General features: G+C 44.9%; 16 protein-coding genes. 5 read left to right on the plus strand and 11 right to left on the minus strand.

Going from position 1 to position 14,696, the window contains the following annotated elements; genetic code table 11:
• The first annotated feature begins 52 nt into the window (after positions 1–52).
• The 5 genes from AC5O63_RS12170 to AC5O63_RS12190 all read left to right on the plus strand — a co-directional run bounded on the left by AC5O63_RS12170 (position 53) and on the right by AC5O63_RS12190 (position 4,797).
• On the plus strand, positions 53–499 hold the full coding sequence (locus AC5O63_RS12170) for an META domain-containing protein (RefSeq protein ID WP_494505167.1): 447 nt from the start codon (positions 53–55) through the stop codon (positions 497–499).
• Positions 500–700: 201 nt separating this feature from the next.
• Positions 701–1,843 carry an ABC transporter substrate-binding protein gene (locus tag AC5O63_RS12175; RefSeq protein ID WP_494505168.1) on the plus strand — a complete coding sequence of 381 codons (1,143 nt, stop codon included), beginning with the start codon at positions 701–703 and terminating at the stop codon, positions 1,841–1,843.
• 24 nt (positions 1,844–1,867) lie between these two features.
• Positions 1,868–3,577: an ABC transporter permease gene (locus AC5O63_RS12180; protein ID WP_494505169.1), complete on the plus strand. Its 1,710-nt coding sequence runs from the start codon at positions 1,868–1,870 to the stop codon at positions 3,575–3,577.
• Complete coding sequence (locus tag AC5O63_RS12185; protein WP_494505170.1) at positions 3,543–4,190, plus strand: ATP-binding cassette domain-containing protein; 648 nt, start codon at positions 3,543–3,545, stop codon at positions 4,188–4,190. The genes AC5O63_RS12180 and AC5O63_RS12185 overlap by 35 nt, the downstream gene beginning before the upstream one ends.
• Positions 4,183–4,797: a CDP-alcohol phosphatidyltransferase family protein gene (locus AC5O63_RS12190; RefSeq protein ID WP_494505171.1), complete on the plus strand. Its 615-nt coding sequence runs from the start codon at positions 4,183–4,185 to the stop codon at positions 4,795–4,797. Before AC5O63_RS12185 ends, AC5O63_RS12190 begins: the two co-directional genes overlap by 8 nt.
• Before the next feature lie 15 nt (positions 4,798–4,812).
• Here the strand turns inward: AC5O63_RS12190 and AC5O63_RS12195 are convergent, their stop codons facing one another.
• The 11 genes from AC5O63_RS12195 to AC5O63_RS12245 are packed head-to-tail and all read right to left on the minus strand — an operon-like array spanning position 4,813 to position 14,695.
• Positions 4,813–5,442: an OmpA family protein gene (locus tag AC5O63_RS12195; protein ID WP_494505172.1), complete on the minus strand. Its 630-nt coding sequence runs from the start codon at positions 5,440–5,442 to the stop codon at positions 4,813–4,815.
• Positions 5,439–6,722 (minus strand): TadE/TadG family type IV pilus assembly protein, encoded by a 1,284-nt coding sequence (locus AC5O63_RS12200; RefSeq protein ID WP_494505173.1) that lies wholly within the window; start codon positions 6,720–6,722, stop codon positions 5,439–5,441. The genes AC5O63_RS12195 and AC5O63_RS12200 overlap by 4 nt, the downstream gene beginning before the upstream one ends.
• A gap of 2 nt (positions 6,723–6,724) precedes the next feature.
• On the minus strand, positions 6,725–7,264 hold the full coding sequence (tadF, locus tag AC5O63_RS12205; RefSeq protein WP_494505174.1) for a tight adherence pilus pseudopilin TadF: 540 nt from the start codon (positions 7,262–7,264) through the stop codon (positions 6,725–6,727).
• Entirely contained in the window at positions 7,245–7,775 is a 531-nt protein-coding gene (locus tag AC5O63_RS12210) for a TadE/TadG family type IV pilus assembly protein (RefSeq protein WP_494505175.1), read from the minus strand. Before AC5O63_RS12210 ends, tadF begins: the two co-directional genes overlap by 20 nt.
• A gap of 3 nt (positions 7,776–7,778) precedes the next feature.
• A complete protein-coding gene (locus tag AC5O63_RS12215; RefSeq protein ID WP_494505176.1) occupies positions 7,779–8,513 on the minus strand; it encodes a tetratricopeptide repeat protein in 735 nt (244 codons plus the stop codon).
• The gene (locus AC5O63_RS12220) at positions 8,506–9,399 is read right to left on the minus strand and encodes a type II secretion system F family protein (RefSeq protein ID WP_494505177.1); all 894 of its coding nucleotides are present in this window, start codon (positions 9,397–9,399) and stop codon (positions 8,506–8,508) included. The genes AC5O63_RS12215 and AC5O63_RS12220 overlap by 8 nt, the downstream gene beginning before the upstream one ends.
• Complete coding sequence (locus AC5O63_RS12225; RefSeq protein WP_494505178.1) at positions 9,399–10,325, minus strand: type II secretion system F family protein; 927 nt, start codon at positions 10,323–10,325, stop codon at positions 9,399–9,401. Before AC5O63_RS12225 ends, AC5O63_RS12220 begins: the two co-directional genes overlap by 1 nt.
• Complete coding sequence (locus AC5O63_RS12230) at positions 10,322–11,605, minus strand: TadA family conjugal transfer-associated ATPase (protein ID WP_425666663.1); 1,284 nt, start codon at positions 11,603–11,605, stop codon at positions 10,322–10,324. Before AC5O63_RS12230 ends, AC5O63_RS12225 begins: the two co-directional genes overlap by 4 nt.
• Positions 11,605–12,840, minus strand: coding sequence for a CpaE/TadZ family protein (locus AC5O63_RS12235; RefSeq protein WP_494505179.1), 1,236 nt, complete (start codon positions 12,838–12,840; stop codon positions 11,605–11,607). Before AC5O63_RS12235 ends, AC5O63_RS12230 begins: the two co-directional genes overlap by 1 nt.
• A gap of 11 nt (positions 12,841–12,851) precedes the next feature.
• Positions 12,852–13,373, minus strand: coding sequence for a hypothetical protein (locus tag AC5O63_RS12240; RefSeq protein ID WP_494505180.1), 522 nt, complete (start codon positions 13,371–13,373; stop codon positions 12,852–12,854).
• Positions 13,370–14,695, minus strand: coding sequence for a type II and III secretion system protein family protein (locus AC5O63_RS12245; RefSeq protein WP_494505181.1), 1,326 nt, complete (start codon positions 14,693–14,695; stop codon positions 13,370–13,372). Before AC5O63_RS12245 ends, AC5O63_RS12240 begins: the two co-directional genes overlap by 4 nt.
• Position 14,696: the final 1 nt, after the last annotated feature.

Consider the following 14,696-nt stretch of genomic DNA (forward strand, 5'->3'; position numbering starts at 1 on the left):
ATCGAAGTCACTACGCTGACTTAACTACTTATTTATCGGAGTTGAATCTATTATGAAGCTTAGTCCAAAAACGCTACTTGCAGCAATTACACTACCTCTTGTTGTAACAGCATGCGCAAGCAATGGAGACGATGTGAAACAAATTACAGCTCAAGATCTACAACACCACAACTGGGAACTGGTTAGCATCGATGGCGAAGCGGTTGTTGCAGATAGCCGTCAAAACCCACCGCGCCTTGAAATTGGTGAAAAGATGACGGCTAACGGCAATGCTGGTTGTAACAACTTCTTTGGTCAAGCTGAGTTGAAAGACAACCAGTTCCGCATCGAGAAAATGGGCATGACCATGAAGATGTGTGTCGGCGACGTTATGGATGTAGAGCAAGCGTTTGGTCAAACTCTGTCTGATTGGAGTGATATGACGCTAACTCAAGATACAATGGTTCTGAAAAACGACGTACATACGCTGACATTAAAGCTAAACGATTGGAAAAACTAATTCTTTTCGTTCAAGTACCGATTAAAAAAGCAGCCAGATTGGCTGCTTTTTAGTTTCCACCAGACAATTTTCAAACATCTCGTCAACAATTGCGTCAAATAGTTAATAAAACAGCCTTTTTTCAGTCATAATGAATGAATAATTGCATTACTCCGGTCTTTACCATTGGCCGATACAATTATTCAACTTACAGGGAACATTATGACAAGGCTGATCACTCTTCTTTCTTCACTTGTTTTTTCACTTTCTGCTTTTTCAGCAGATACTTGGCAAGAGGTTGTCGAAAAAGCAAAAGGACAAACCGTCTACTTCCATGCTTGGGGCGGTAGCCAAGAAATTAACCGCTATATTCAATGGGCAGGCAACGAGCTTCAATCCCAATACGGTGTCACTTTAAAACATGTAAAGGTCACCGATATTGCCGAGACAACATCACGTTTGATTGCCGAAAAGGCCGCGGGAAAAAACAGCGGTGGTAGTGTCGACATGGTTTGGATTAATGGTGAAAACTTCAAATCGATGAAAGACAACCAGCTGCTATTTGGTCCGTTTGTCGAAGGTTTACCTAGTTGGCAATATGTCGATAAATCGCTTCCGGTCGACGTCGACTTCTCTGAGCCAACAGAAGGCTTAGAAGCGCCTTGGGGTGTTGGTCAGCTGGTCTTTATTCATGATGAGAAAGCATTGAATAATCCACCTCAATCATTTGCAGAGCTGCAAAGCTATGCCAAAGCTTACCCAAACCGTATTACTTACCCTCGCCCACCAGAGTTTCACGGCACAAGCTTTGTAAAAGCGCTGCTGATCGAACTGACAAACAATGATGCTGCACTACAACAACCTGTTTCTGAGCAGAACTTCGCTATTGTGACTGAGCCGCTTTGGTCGTACCTTGATGAATTCCATAAAGTCGCTTGGCGTGGTGGTAAACAGTTCCCAGCAGGCACAGCAGAAACCGTTCAGCTGCTTGATGATGGTCAAATCGATCTCGCCATTACATTCAATCCAAATGCGGTATTTTCCGCACAAGCGAGCGGCAACCTAGCAGACACAACAAAGGCATACGCAATGGAAGCGGGTGCACTTTCTAATATCCATTTCTTAGCTATTCCTTGGAATGCCAATGCGAGCGCGGGCGCTCAAGTCGCGATCAATTTCCTACTCAGTCCAGAGGCGCAGTCTCGTAAAGGTGATCTGAATGTATGGGGCGACCCTTCTGTACTAAGTAGCCAATTCTTGACGGGTTCTGCGAAGAACACCCAGCAATTTAAGTCTATTGCTGAACCTCATCCTAGTTGGCAAGCCGCTTTAGAAAAAGAGTGGCTAAAACGTTACGGGAATTAGGGTCTGTTAACCTAGAGTTTGCACATGTTAAGAGCGCTTTATTTAGTCATTATCGTCGTTTGTATAGTGCCTACCCTACCAGGTTTGCTTGGTGTGTTGGTCTCTGCGCTTGGGTATATCCCCCCGATTGGCTTAAATCAGTTTTCCATTGACGGCTTCTCTGCTGTGTTTGGGTGGGCTGGCGTTTGGCAGTCAATCGGGTTAACGGTTTATAGTGCGATTGTGAGTAGCTACCTTGCCTGTTTGATCACCTTTGCCATTTTGCAATCTGCATGGAAGAGGCCGTTTTGGCGCAAGATTGAATTGAGCTTATCTCCGCTACTCGCTATGCCTCACGTTGCCTTCGCTATTGGTTTCGCTTTCTTGTTTGCACCAACGGGAATGGGCGCGCGTCTCTTACATGATTTGTTTGGTTATGACCCTAACGGGCAAACGGTTGATGACTTGGCGCTATTGGTCAAAGACCCTTATGCACTTGGCTTAATTGTTATGTTGGCGATCAAAGAAGTCCCTTTCTTACTTTTAATGAGTATCCCAATTCTCCAGCAGTTAAATGTGGAGCAGACTGAAAAGGTCAGTCATGCCATGGGCTATAGTTCCGCCCAAACTTGGTGGAAATGTCTCTTCCCGCAGTGGTTTGCTAAGCTACGCTTCCCGATGCTCGCTGTGATTGCTTACAGTTTATCTGTGGTTGATGTTGCCCTTATTGTAGGACCAACCAACCCTCCAACATTTGCCGTCTTGGTCTGGCAATGGTTCAATGATCCAGACTTATCACTGCTCCCTCGTGCAGCAGCGGGTGCTGTGGTTTTATTCGCAATCGCAACGCTATTGATTGGTTTTGCTCGCTTGGTCGAAAGGACAATAACCAAAGGCTTTAAGGCTTGGCAATATTCAGGCAGAAAAGGTGTCAAATTACCGGGAAAAAGCCTTTTCTCTGCAGTAGGAGGATTAACCTTAGCGATAATTCCGCTATTGATTATTTGGAGTTTCGCACAGCGCTGGCGTTTTCCTGACCTCCTACCGTCCAAGTTTAGTCTGCGATTTTGGCAGTATGAATGGCAAGGTATTTTAGGCACGCTAGAGCAGAGTCTAATCATCGCGCTTGTCTGTGCGACGGTGAGTTTAGTATTAGCACTGATCGCTCATGAGTATCGTCTACGTTATCGTTGGCAGGTACCGGGGTATGTCATTGCGATCCCTATGCTCATCCCGCAATTGTCAGTTCTGTTTGGTATGCAGATCGTCACTTTGTATTTAAACAGTGAGGCGTATTTGTTTTGGGTCTGTTGGGCTCATGTATTTTTCGCTTTCCCATTCGTTTATCTCTCTCTCGATGGACCATGGCGCAGCTTTGACGACGGGCTTACGCGCGTTGCCTTGAGCTTAGGCAAATCTCCGTTGCAGGCTTGGTTGAAAGTTAAACTTCCATTACTACTGCCTGCCATCGCGTTTGCTTGGGCTGTTGGCATCAGTGTGAGTCTCGCGCAGTACCTCCCTACTCTGGTGTTGGGAGCGGGGCGCATCAGCACAATAACGACTGAAGCTGTCGCTCTATCCAGTGGCTTCGATCGCCGCATCACTGCTATTTATGCAATTTGGCAAGCTATCTTGCCGCTACTGTTTTTCTCTTTTGCGATTCTACTTAGCCGACTGCATGTTAAGTATCGCCGTTTGACTATTAAAGGTTTACTACCAAATGAGTCTTTGTCTCGAAAACCTCGCCATCCATAAAACCAATGGCGATGCCCTTTTCTCTGAATTCAACCTAACCATCGAGCCGGGAGAGATTGTTACATTAATGGGCCCAAGTGGCTGTGGTAAATCCACGTTGCTTGATGCGATTGCAGGCCACTTATCATCAGAGTTTGACTATTCAGGCGCTATCATTTTGAGCGAGAAACGCCTTGATAGCATGCCAGCCCACAAGCGTCAGGTTGGTATCTTGTTTCAAGATGACTTGCTGTTTCCCCATTTAACCGTGTGGGAAAACTTAGCATTTGCGCTGCCTGATTCGATTAAAGGGGCGCAGAGAAAAGAACAAGCACTGCAAGCGCTCAAAAGCATTTCATTGTCTAAACTTGCTGAGTCGTTTCCCGGTCAGATATCTGGCGGTCAACGTGCTCGTATTGCTTTAACTCGTATGCTGTTGGCACAACCTAAAGTTGCTTTGTTAGACGAGCCCTACAGCAAATTAGATAAAGAACTGCGCGAGCAATTCCGCGCTTGGGTTGTTGACCAATTAAAAGAGGCGAATATTCCTGCATTAATGGTCACTCACGATGACGAAGATGTTCCAGCTGATAGTCGCTGCATCACTTGGCCGTGGGAGGCAACACATGCTTGATCGTTTTAGTATCAAGGTTATTCGTTGGCCTTTGGCTCAGTCAGCCAAGCTGCTTGATAAGCTTGGGGTTACCGCCAATCAGACAACACTGTTTGGCTTTGCTTTAGGTGGTTTAGCCTTTCCTGCTTTGATAGCAGAACAGTACACCTTGGCTCTGTTCTTTATTGTCCTTAATCGGATATGTGATGGACTTGATGGAGCATTGGCACGTATTCAAGGCATTTCGGATGCGGGTGGATTTCTCGATATTAGCTTAGATTTTCTGTTTTACTCGCTGATCCCATTTGGCTTTGTGCTTGCTAACCCAGAGCAAAACGCCGTTGCCGGAGCGTTTCTGATTTTTTCTTTTATCGGTACGGGAACAAGTTTTTTAGCTTTTGCAGTGATGGCAGGAAAACGCGGTATCGACAACCCTGTCTATAAAAACAAGTCACTCTATTACATGAGTGGGCTCACCGAAGGCACCGAGACCATAGGTTGTTTCGTGTTGTTCTGCCTATTTCCACACCACTTTGCGCTGATCGCTTTGGTGTTTGGTGCCGCATGCTGGTTTACAACCTTTACCCGCATTTATTCTGGCTTTCAGACATTAAATGAGGCGCCTTAGCGCCTCATTTACTACCTATAAAGTAACTTCAACACGGCGATTTTGCTCGCGCCCTCGTGAAGTGGTATTACTCGCCTTGGGCTCTGTATCACCTTTTGAATCAATCTGAGTGTTATCTAGCCCTTGCTCTGTTAAATAGCCCTGTACACTGCCCGCACGCTTTAAACCCAACTGAAAGTTATATTCCTGTGGCCCTGTGCTATCGGTATGCCCAGTCAAGACAAACTCATTGTTGGATGACGCCGCGATTTTAACAATTCGATCAAGGATTTGCTTCGACACGGGCGATAGGTTCGCACGGTCAAAGTCAAAATAAACACTAGCTAACAGATCGCCAGACTGACCAGAAACAAACTGACCATTGCTGACCAGATACTCGGCACATTCTCGCTCAAGATCAAACTGGCTAGCGAAACGATCGACAAAGTGGCGAGTATCTAGCTCCTTTGCTTCAGTTTGTACCTGATACATACTTCCTGCATTCGGAATGACAGAAACCGGCGTACCAGACTCAACCTGAATATAAGTCGCTCCTGACTGAGTACCGCATACTTGCTCAAAGGCAATATTAGCGTCATTGGCGATGACTGTTGAGCTAGAAACGAGAGCCGAAACAATAAAGAGCTTGTTGAATTTAAAGATCATTTTAAGTGTCCGATTTCTTCTGAAATTAGGTTAAGGATGATGTCTAAGAGTTCATCAGGGTTAGCGGCGTCATAGACATTGTCTTCGCCAACACACTGAGTCAGTGGATTGCTATCAACTTCGTAGCTAAACCCGATTAGTGCAATTTGAAACGTGACAGGTCTATTGTCAGATGTTCGACGGCTGTTAAGCTCAGCGCGAATCTCATCGCATAGTCCATGATTAATCAGTGCTTTGGTTGGTATAGGCTCACTACTGCTCATAGGGCCGTTTTTAACTTTAGTGTCATCACCATCGGACAGAATCACCATAAGCTGACGAGGGTTAGGATCTGACAGTTGTTCGAAGTATTGTGCTGACTTGATAATCCCCTGATAAGAAGACGTTTTACCACCAGGCCGAAATAGATTCATATCCCTTTTCACTTGGTCAAAATCATCGGTAAATGGGACGTTCTTGTAACGAGTTGTAGAGCTGCTATATAGATCATGTGCACACGCCATGTTTTTGTCGTTTGCTCGGTTTTGTTTCCACATATCAACCGTCTTTTGCGCATCTAGTTTGTACTTTTTACCCGATTTCCTATAGTAAAGTTCGTCAACATAGCTGATTGGTTTCGGCTGCCCCCAACCACAAGAGAAGTTGTCTTTTGGTCGATCGGTAAACTCTGAATAAGGGACTAAAGAAACTTTATTATTGATCTCTTGTATTCCCTGATAACTTTCTAGCTCTTCTAATACATCATTAATGATGTCTCTGACATGTTTGTATTTCTCTTTACCTTGCCATCCACCACCCATTGAGCCCGAGTAATCCATTACAAACGACACATCAATGCTGTCACCTTGATATTTACGCGCAGTAGCAGCGTGCGCAACATCATAATCATCAGCAAAACCGACAAACTCTTGCGTTGGTAACCAAGCCTCTTGGTTGATAGACACTTCCAGCGAATACTGTGAGTATCGGTTGGCACCATCACAATCAAGATTGTTAGAAACATGACACTCACTTCTTTCAACCTTAGTAATCGACACATCCGAATCAGGCACATATGTACTAATGTAATCTTCAGCTAATCTTTTGTTCTCGCTAAGATTTGAGCTATTCCTCGCGGCCAAAGCCAGCGCGGCGACTTCGGAGGCGTCCCCTAATCTAGCTTTGGTTTGCAGTGCGCGCGAACCGTCAATGGCGAGCGTGAAAAAGCCCCACATTCCGGGAATGATCAGAGCAAATAACAGAGCGGCATGCCCGCCCTGCTTTCTTTTAGTACTATGCATGATTAACGCCCCATCATCAAAGAGGATGATTGTATGGTGGTAAACTCTTCATCAAACAAAGGCCCTGCCCAGTTATCGGTTTCGTAACACAACGTCACGCGATAGAGGGTTGCTCGGCGGCCCCATGAAGTCACCATAGAAAGGTCTTCCTGCTGCGAGATTGTTTGTCCCAAAGCGCATCCGGTACCTTTGGAGATTCGCGTCGAAGATGGCTTGCCGTTAAGATCAAAAGTAAGCAGTTCAAACTCGCCACCCACATTACTAGCCTGATAACTGCCCATGGTTCTCTGCATTGAACCTGTGGCTATCTTATAAATATCGGTCACCATCTTGTTGTCGATATCGTAATTGTCTTTACCATAGAACTGGGTACGCTCTTTGATCACATTAACCAGGGAATAAGACAATCTATCTAGCTTTCCTTGCACCGAGAGTTTAACCACAATGTCAGCAGTAAAGATCAACATGGTTGAGAATACGACCCCAAGCAAAGCAAACTCTATAGAAAACACACCACGTTGGTTAGATTTTAAATTGGTCACGCTCGAACTCCTGAATTACAACGACTTCTCTTGTCAGGCTGCTGCTCCCTTGCATAAAGAAGGCGAGCATTGGCGTGTAGTCATATTCGACTCTATATATCGCAAGCGCACTGTCTGTTGGATTTCCGCACTCCGCTTCACTTTGACTTTCGTTCTGCGAGCAGGTGTCATCAATCGCTCCATTGTGCTGGCCTAGCTCTTCGATCGAAGCAAAATAATGCACTGTAAGTTTGTATTTGTTGGGGTCAATAATATTGCCAAGAACACCAGCTTGCTGACGAATAATCCGTTTGAACTCTGCCATAAACTGGGTTTGCTGTGAGCCTCGACTAGCAGCCATATTGGTCGTTTTAGCACTACGAGCGGCTTCGGCAATCGCAAGATCATTGGCAGAGGAAACATAAGCCAAATAACCCATTTCAGCCCAGAGCATAATCATCAAGAAAAACGCCATAAAACCAAGGCCAAACTCTATAGACGCGACACCGCGTTGTTTGCGTAGAATTAACATGGTTTAAGACTCAAAGTTCACATTGCTGAAATCACCAACGCGGATTGAGTTTATGATTTGCTGTGTCTGTTTAGGATCATATTTGTCTTCAAGCATTTGCTGAGCTTGGTCGAGATCGCCTAACTTCACCAAAGCAATAACGAGGTTAGCTTCCGTTTTGGCATCTTTTGGATTCGCCTGATAAACAGAAAGCAATAAGTCGTAACTACGTTTGTAATGTCCCTGAATCAAATACAGAGTCGCTAGGTTGTTTTTCACTGCATCATCACTGTAGAACAGTTTTCTAGCCTCGATGAAATTCTGCTCCGCTAGCTCAAATTTCCCTTCCACCGCAGCTAACACGCCAGCAAGATTATACGCTTCACCACTCTTAGGGTTTAACAACAATGCTGAGGATACATTCTCAACTGACGGTTCGATCTCGCCTAGCTGAAAATGAGCTTTGGCTAATATCAGATAAGCATCAAAACCTTTCGATTTTTCATCAAGTTGACTGATCGCAAAAACCGCTGACTCTGGGTCCTCTATCGCTAAATAGGTGCGCGCTAGCTTAATACGAGTGTCAGCACTTTCCTGCTCGCGCAACTCTTGCTTGTAAAACTCAATGAGCTTTTCCTGGTTGTTTGCTTCAACATACATCTGCTCTTTATTCGCATTAATCACTGAACTAGGGTCAGAAGTCTGTGTGGTTGCACAACCACTCAGTAGCAAAGCTGCTAACAGCATTAATTTATGCATGGTCCATAAACCTCATTACAGCAGGTGCCAAGATGATCACCACAATCGGCATCATGATGAATACAATCAATGGCATAGACATTTTTGCAGCCAGTTTGCCAATGCGCTCTTCAGCCGCAAGCATGTTGACGTCACGAATATCTGACGCAAGCGTGGTCAGCACTTGATAAATGGATGAGCCATATTGCAGGCTCTGTTTTAAGGTCATGACAAAACTACGAATCTCAGGTGTCGGCAGTTTTTCATACAGTTCGTCTAGCGCCCTCTCTAGGCTGACAATTTTTGCTCGGTCATCCACTTTAGCCAGTAGCAGAGCAAGTTCTTTATCAAACGCCCTTAGCTCTAAAGAGAGATACTTAATCGTTGCTTCTAGCGTCATGCCGGTTTGAACACAAATGGCCATTAGATCAAGCAAATAAGGTAACTGTCCGGAAATACGTTGCTGGCGCGCCTTTTTTCTTGCCGCGAGTAACGAGTCAGGAACAATGATGCATCCAATAAACCAAACAGCCATACCCGCTATCATTTTTGAAGAAGACAATGAGTACATATTTGCTACAAGGTAGATAAGAAAGATACCTAATATTGATACCCCATATTTAAAATGCATGTAGTACTTAGCTAAATTTTGATTGTGTAGACCTGCGTCCTCTAACTTCTCCTTTATGTCATCTTCCTGTGAAGAGAATGAAGAAGTCAGTTTTTCTAATGCCTGCTCTAGGTGGCTATCAGTATCGTGTTTCTTTTCTTGGCTTTTATCGTCCAGTAACGCGTAGGTTTTTAGCATCTTACGACGCTTGGCCGTACTCCAGATCTGGTAACCAACAATCGCAATACCTAGGGCAATGAGCACAAGGGTGATAAAAATGATCAAATGCGCTGACATTATCTTTGCGCCCCTCTCATCAACATCCAAACAATCAACAGCCCAATAAACTCACTGCCAATCAAGTAGTAAAGGATGGGTTTTCCTGCCGGATCAAACAATAGAAACTCAAAATTGTCAGGGCTGACAAACTGCAGTAAGAACAAGACTGAAAAAGGGATTACAGCGACGATTTTCGCCGACATCCGCGCTTCCGCAGTCAAAGCATATTTCTTCTTCTCTATTGCTCTCGCATCAAACATCAGTCGATTTAAGCGCGCAATAACATCTTTCAACTGACCGCCACGCTGCATGTTTGCGCGCAAAGTTATAACGAAAAAATAGAAAGAAGGATAAGGAAAGCGGTCGCAAGATTTACGGAACACATTGTCTGGTGTTTCACCTAGCTGAAGCCTCTCCCCCATACGCTTAAACTCACTACCAACTTCACCCTGTAGAGTACGTCCGACATAGATGATGGCATGCATGATACTCTCACCCGAACTTACCGCACTAGAAAGCATATTTAACGCATCAGGGAAGGCACTTTCGAAAGCCTGGCGCTGACGCTTTTGCAACCATAAATAGCCAAATACCCAGCCAAGCACTAACACGCTTGAAACAACCACCAACAAGTTTGTCTGCAAATACTTATTGTTGAGCACTATTCCACCAATCACTAAGACGAGGCTAAAGATCGTCAATTTCACCTCAGCCATTTTGCCTAACTGACGCTTTACGTTTTTGCTTCTTGCTTTCAATACATCGATGAAGGTTTTGTCAGATAGCGCTTTAAGGTCAACCGCTTGATGAGCTTCATCAATGGAACTGACCATTAATGATGTGTTTGCTTCTTCCAAATAGTAGTTTTTTTGCTCGCTTTTTCTTGGCCAAAACGCCACCAGCAAGGTCAATCCACCAAGAATCAAGGCCAACCAATAGATCATGCAGGTTCACCAACATTAAAGGCTTCGGTTAGCTGCTGTTCTAGACCAAAGTATTTGGCTTTCTCAACCAGAACCGAGCGCTGCATAAGGCCTGCAGTGACAAAGCGCCCGCGAATTTTGCCATCTTCATTGCCCATTGAAGCGGGTTGAAAACGGAACATTTCTTCCAATACAACGTTTGAGCCTTCGATACCAACAACTTCAGTAATACTCATCACTTTGCGGCTACCATCGTGCAAGCGACTGATTTGCACCACGAGATCGACTGCACTAACAATCGTTCGGCGAATCGCCTCTAGTGGTAAACTGCTTGTCGCCATCATCACCATTGACTCTACCCTTGCCAGTGCATCTCTGGGTGTATTGGCGTGCAGAGTAGACATAGAACCATCGTGGCCGGTATTCATCGCCTGAAGCATTTCAAACGCTTCTGCGCCACGACATTCGCCAACAATAATTCGATCAGGACGCATACGGAGTGAGTTGATCACTAAATCGCGCTGATTAATCGCACCAGAGCCTTCGATGCCTGCGGTGCGAGTTTCCAAACGCACAACATGTGGCTGCAACAGTTTCAACTCCGCCGCGTCTTCGATTGTCACAATGCGTTCTTTCTCTGAGACGTATTGAGACAAGGCATTAAGCATGGTTGTCTTACCTGAACCCGTGCCGCCAGATATCAAAATATTGAGTCGGCAGCGAGCAGCAATCATTAAGATGCGTGCCATCTCAGGGCTCATCGCGCCAAATTCAACCAGTTCAGATAGCTCTATGGATTGCTTCTTAAATTTACGGATTGAGATCGACGTACCATCAATCGCAATAGGTGGAATAACGATATTAACGCGACTTCCATCAGGCAGTCGGGCATCACAGGTTGGCGAAGATTCATCAACGCGTCTGCCGACTCGGCTAGCAATGCGCTTAGCGATTTGCTGTAATTGGTCTTCATCAATAAAGGAGACATTGGCTTTCTCTACCAAGCCGTAGCGCTCGACAAACACATTGTCACAGCCATTGATCATGATGTCACTGATCGACTCATCTTCCATTAACGATTGCAAAGGACCCAATCCGTGCAACTCGTCAACAAGCCCTTTGACATACTCACGACGGATAACACTTGCTACTGAAAACCCAAGTTTGTCGATCAGCATATCGACAGCGTTAGATAGCTGAACCGTTAGCGCCTCTTTAGACAGACTTTGAACAACTTCAGCATCTAGCGCTTCGAAGATCTGCTTGCGGATCTGAACATAAGCTGACTTATTAATGTCCATTACTTACCTCGCTTCAGCATGCGACGCAGCCAACTGTTTTTGTCGCCTTCATCGGATTGACCGAGCAGCATAGAGGTGAGCTTATGCAGGTTTTGGCTGACTGGATAGTCATGCTGGTAGATGTGTTTTTGTTCTAAGACTAACTTACTCATTCTTGGTTCATTCGGCAGAACCACATCAGGCTCACGACCTAAAAACTCTTTAATGTCAGCAGGGCTAATCGTTGCAGCTTTTTCTGCAATGGTGTAGTTCAGAACAAACAAGCAACGAGCGTTAGAATCCGCCATTTCCAAGCTACGTATCGTACGCTTGGCTTCGCGAACACTTGAGACCGTTGGCTCCATTAGCAACACAATCACATCGCAGGACGTTGAGATATAATCGAGATCTTGCTTAGAGTTACTCGCTCGGGACAAATCTTCGATAATGAAGTTGTAGTTGCCAGCAAGCTCTGCCGTTAGCGTACGAACGTACTCTTTCAGCTCTAGCTCATTAAGGTCATCCGATTCAAGCGACATGACCGCCAGCATGTTGTCGACCTTTTTCACCATGCTAGTGGCATAGGTTGTGTCAACGCTTGATGCGAGCGAAGCTCTCGTAACGGGTTTCTTCTCAAATCGCTTAAGACCCAAGAAGATATCCAAATTGCCGCCACGAAAGTCATGATCGACCACCAAACTACTCGATTTTTTTAGGTTCGATAGTTCAAAAGCAATTTCAGCGGTCAACATGGTTGCGCCAACACCACCTTTTGTACCCCAAATACCGACTTTTTTTGCTGTGCGATCCTTACCTAAACCAGAGTTTCGTTGGCGGTTATTGTTTACGTTACGAACAAAATCTATCAGCTCTTGTTTAGTGATTGGCCAAAACACATAGTAAAAGCCCATCTCTTTTAAGTTACGAATAGTAGAAATTGCGTCTTCGCTACCAATAACAACCACCGAAGCACTGTTAGGCAGCAAATGACTGATGCGTTCCATATCCTTAGTGACATTTTCACTAAGGTTCAACTCAACAATGACAATCTCTACCAGAGACTCACGCACATGCTGTTTAATCTTTTCATCGCCATTTGGCACCATTGTGGGAACATTGATGTTCTCGAAACGAAAGGCTTCATCAACCAGATCGACACACTCTTGGGTTTGATGAAACAAAACTGAGGTAATGGTCTCTTTTTTAACCGTATCCTCTAGAGGCTTGCTTTGCAGCTTATCGACTAAATCAAACATAAATCTGTCCCCTACTTAGCAACAGGCTGTGATGACAGCATTTTTTCTGGATTTACCATCGCTTGCCAACGCGCATTTTCAGCGAAGCAACCTTCAGAATACGCACCAAACTGGCCGATTTTGCTTGGCGTGCACAGCTCTGTGACCACCTTGGTGTAATGAAACCGAGCAGCGACATCCTTATTGTTACTTAAGCTCTCTTGGGTGAAGGAGATATGCTTTGTATCAACACCACGCTCGATTAGCTCCTGACGAAGCGAAGTAGCTAGCTGCTTACCTCGAATTGTCGACCATTGGAGTTCCAATCCTTTGTTTGCGACTAGATCCCAGTTCTTATTGATCAGCGTGCGTACATCTTGCTTAGCGCTTTCTAGACCCACCTGTTCAAATGAAGCAGACCAGGTATAAACCATTGGCACTGTGTGAATAGCTTGACCTTCTCGGGTTGAAACCGTTTCTGCACAGCCACCCAAAACCAATAGCGTACACAAACTGGCCGCTTGCCAAAGAGATTTACGAGTTACATTCCTCATAGCTTGAAGCCTCCGGTCGCGTAGATTTCATTTGCCCATTTATTTTGTTCTTTATTCGATGGGGTTGGTTCAACATTGAAAAATCGCTCAAGACTCGTGGTTCTCTGCATTGTTGGTAGTTGAACTGCACTTGCTTCAACGGGCTGAACAAGGTTGACCGTCGCTACAATCACGAGTTCGGTACGTGTTCTTTCCGTGCCTGAAGAACGGAACAGTGCACCTAACACCGGAATTTCACCAATGAACGGAATTTGGCTTAATGACTCTTTATCTTCGGTACTCAGCAAGCCACCCAAAACAAAGCTTTTACCATCAGCAAGCTGAACAGTGGTTCTGGCACGGCGAGTTTTTAATGCAGGCAGATCGTAAGACTCATTTCTATACTGGGTATCTAAGGAGCTAACCTCTGGGATTAACGACAGTTTAATATTATCGTCATCGAGTACCTTAGCCATAAGGTCAAGGCGAATACCAAACTCTTTGTATTCAACGTTTGTCGTTCCATCTACTACTGTAACGACAGGTAGTTCACCACCGACTAAGAAATTCGCCGTTTCACCTGACATAACTGAAAGATTTGGCTGGGCGAGAATTTGTCCGACCGTGTCATTACCCATAGCGGTAATAACAGAAATAATATCTGAAGCGCTAAACGAGGTTAGCTGATCAACAAACACACCTGGACTTTGGCCTTGGCTACCGTACTGAACACCAAACTCTTCAAGGAATGAGTGTGACACTTCGGCAATCGACAGTTTTACGTTAACTTGCTTTTGGGTAACGACTTCGATCTGATTGACAACGCCAGTGAAATGAAAACGCTTCATAAATTCCATTTCATAATCGTCATCATCAAGGTTCCACTCAATCGCGAACTCTTTTTTCTCTTTCTCTAACAGCTCACCGACCATCTGATTGATGGCATCTTTGGTTTTTTCGTTTGCAACTGTGCCAGTTAAGACCACATTGTCACCGATATGAGTCAACTTTACATTGGCATTGGAGTACAGCAGCTGGACTTGGCTTTCTAATTCTGTCAGCGAGGTATTCACTGTCACCTTCCGTTTAGTGAGTGTCTTACCGCTAGTGCCAAATACAGCGAATCCAGTCTCGCCTAAGGCTTTGCCAAACAAAGCAACTTTGCGTTTATCAATCACTTGATAGTCAGCCACTTTTGGGTTGGAAATAAAGACTGAGTCGATATCTTCGCCAACTAAGATTATTTCCATCTCACCTTCTGAGAGGTAGGTACTTCTTTGCGCGTTTGAAATAGAAGGTACTAAAAAAAGTAAGGCACAAAGAGAGATAAGTAACTTTTTCATT

The sequence above is a fragment of the Vibrio sp. SCP2 genome (genome assembly GCF_059295395.1).

What these genes read in the sequence shown, in the direction of transcription:
- AC5O63_RS12170 (WP_494505167.1), top strand. Translation starts at nt 53, where the DNA reads ATGAAGCTTAGTCCAAAAACGCTACTTGCAGCAATTACACTACCTCTT.
- AC5O63_RS12175 (WP_494505168.1), top strand. Translation starts at nt 701, where the DNA reads ATGACAAGGCTGATCACTCTTCTTTCTTCACTTGTTTTTTCACTTTCT.
- AC5O63_RS12180 (WP_494505169.1), top strand. Translation starts at nt 1,868, where the DNA reads ATGTTAAGAGCGCTTTATTTAGTCATTATCGTCGTTTGTATAGTGCCT.
- AC5O63_RS12185 (WP_494505170.1), top strand. Translation starts at nt 3,543, where the DNA reads ATGAGTCTTTGTCTCGAAAACCTCGCCATCCATAAAACCAATGGCGAT.
- AC5O63_RS12190 (WP_494505171.1), top strand. Translation starts at nt 4,183, where the DNA reads ATGCTTGATCGTTTTAGTATCAAGGTTATTCGTTGGCCTTTGGCTCAG.
- AC5O63_RS12195 (WP_494505172.1), bottom strand. Translation starts at nt 5,442, where the DNA reads ATGATCTTTAAATTCAACAAGCTCTTTATTGTTTCGGCTCTCGTTTCT.
- AC5O63_RS12200 (WP_494505173.1), bottom strand. Translation starts at nt 6,722, where the DNA reads ATGCATAGTACTAAAAGAAAGCAGGGCGGGCATGCCGCTCTGTTATTT.
- AC5O63_RS12210 (WP_494505175.1), bottom strand. Translation starts at nt 7,775, where the DNA reads ATGTTAATTCTACGCAAACAACGCGGTGTCGCGTCTATAGAGTTTGGC.
- AC5O63_RS12215 (WP_494505176.1), bottom strand. Translation starts at nt 8,513, where the DNA reads ATGCATAAATTAATGCTGTTAGCAGCTTTGCTACTGAGTGGTTGTGCA.
- AC5O63_RS12220 (WP_494505177.1), bottom strand. Translation starts at nt 9,399, where the DNA reads ATGTCAGCGCATTTGATCATTTTTATCACCCTTGTGCTCATTGCCCTA.
- AC5O63_RS12225 (WP_494505178.1), bottom strand. Translation starts at nt 10,325, where the DNA reads ATGATCTATTGGTTGGCCTTGATTCTTGGTGGATTGACCTTGCTGGTG.
- AC5O63_RS12230 (WP_425666663.1), bottom strand. Translation starts at nt 11,605, where the DNA reads ATGGACATTAATAAGTCAGCTTATGTTCAGATCCGCAAGCAGATCTTC.
- AC5O63_RS12235 (WP_494505179.1), bottom strand. Translation starts at nt 12,840, where the DNA reads ATGTTTGATTTAGTCGATAAGCTGCAAAGCAAGCCTCTAGAGGATACG.
- AC5O63_RS12240 (WP_494505180.1), bottom strand. Translation starts at nt 13,373, where the DNA reads ATGAGGAATGTAACTCGTAAATCTCTTTGGCAAGCGGCCAGTTTGTGT.
- AC5O63_RS12245 (WP_494505181.1), bottom strand. Translation starts at nt 14,695, where the DNA reads ATGAAAAAGTTACTTATCTCTCTTTGTGCCTTACTTTTTTTAGTACCT.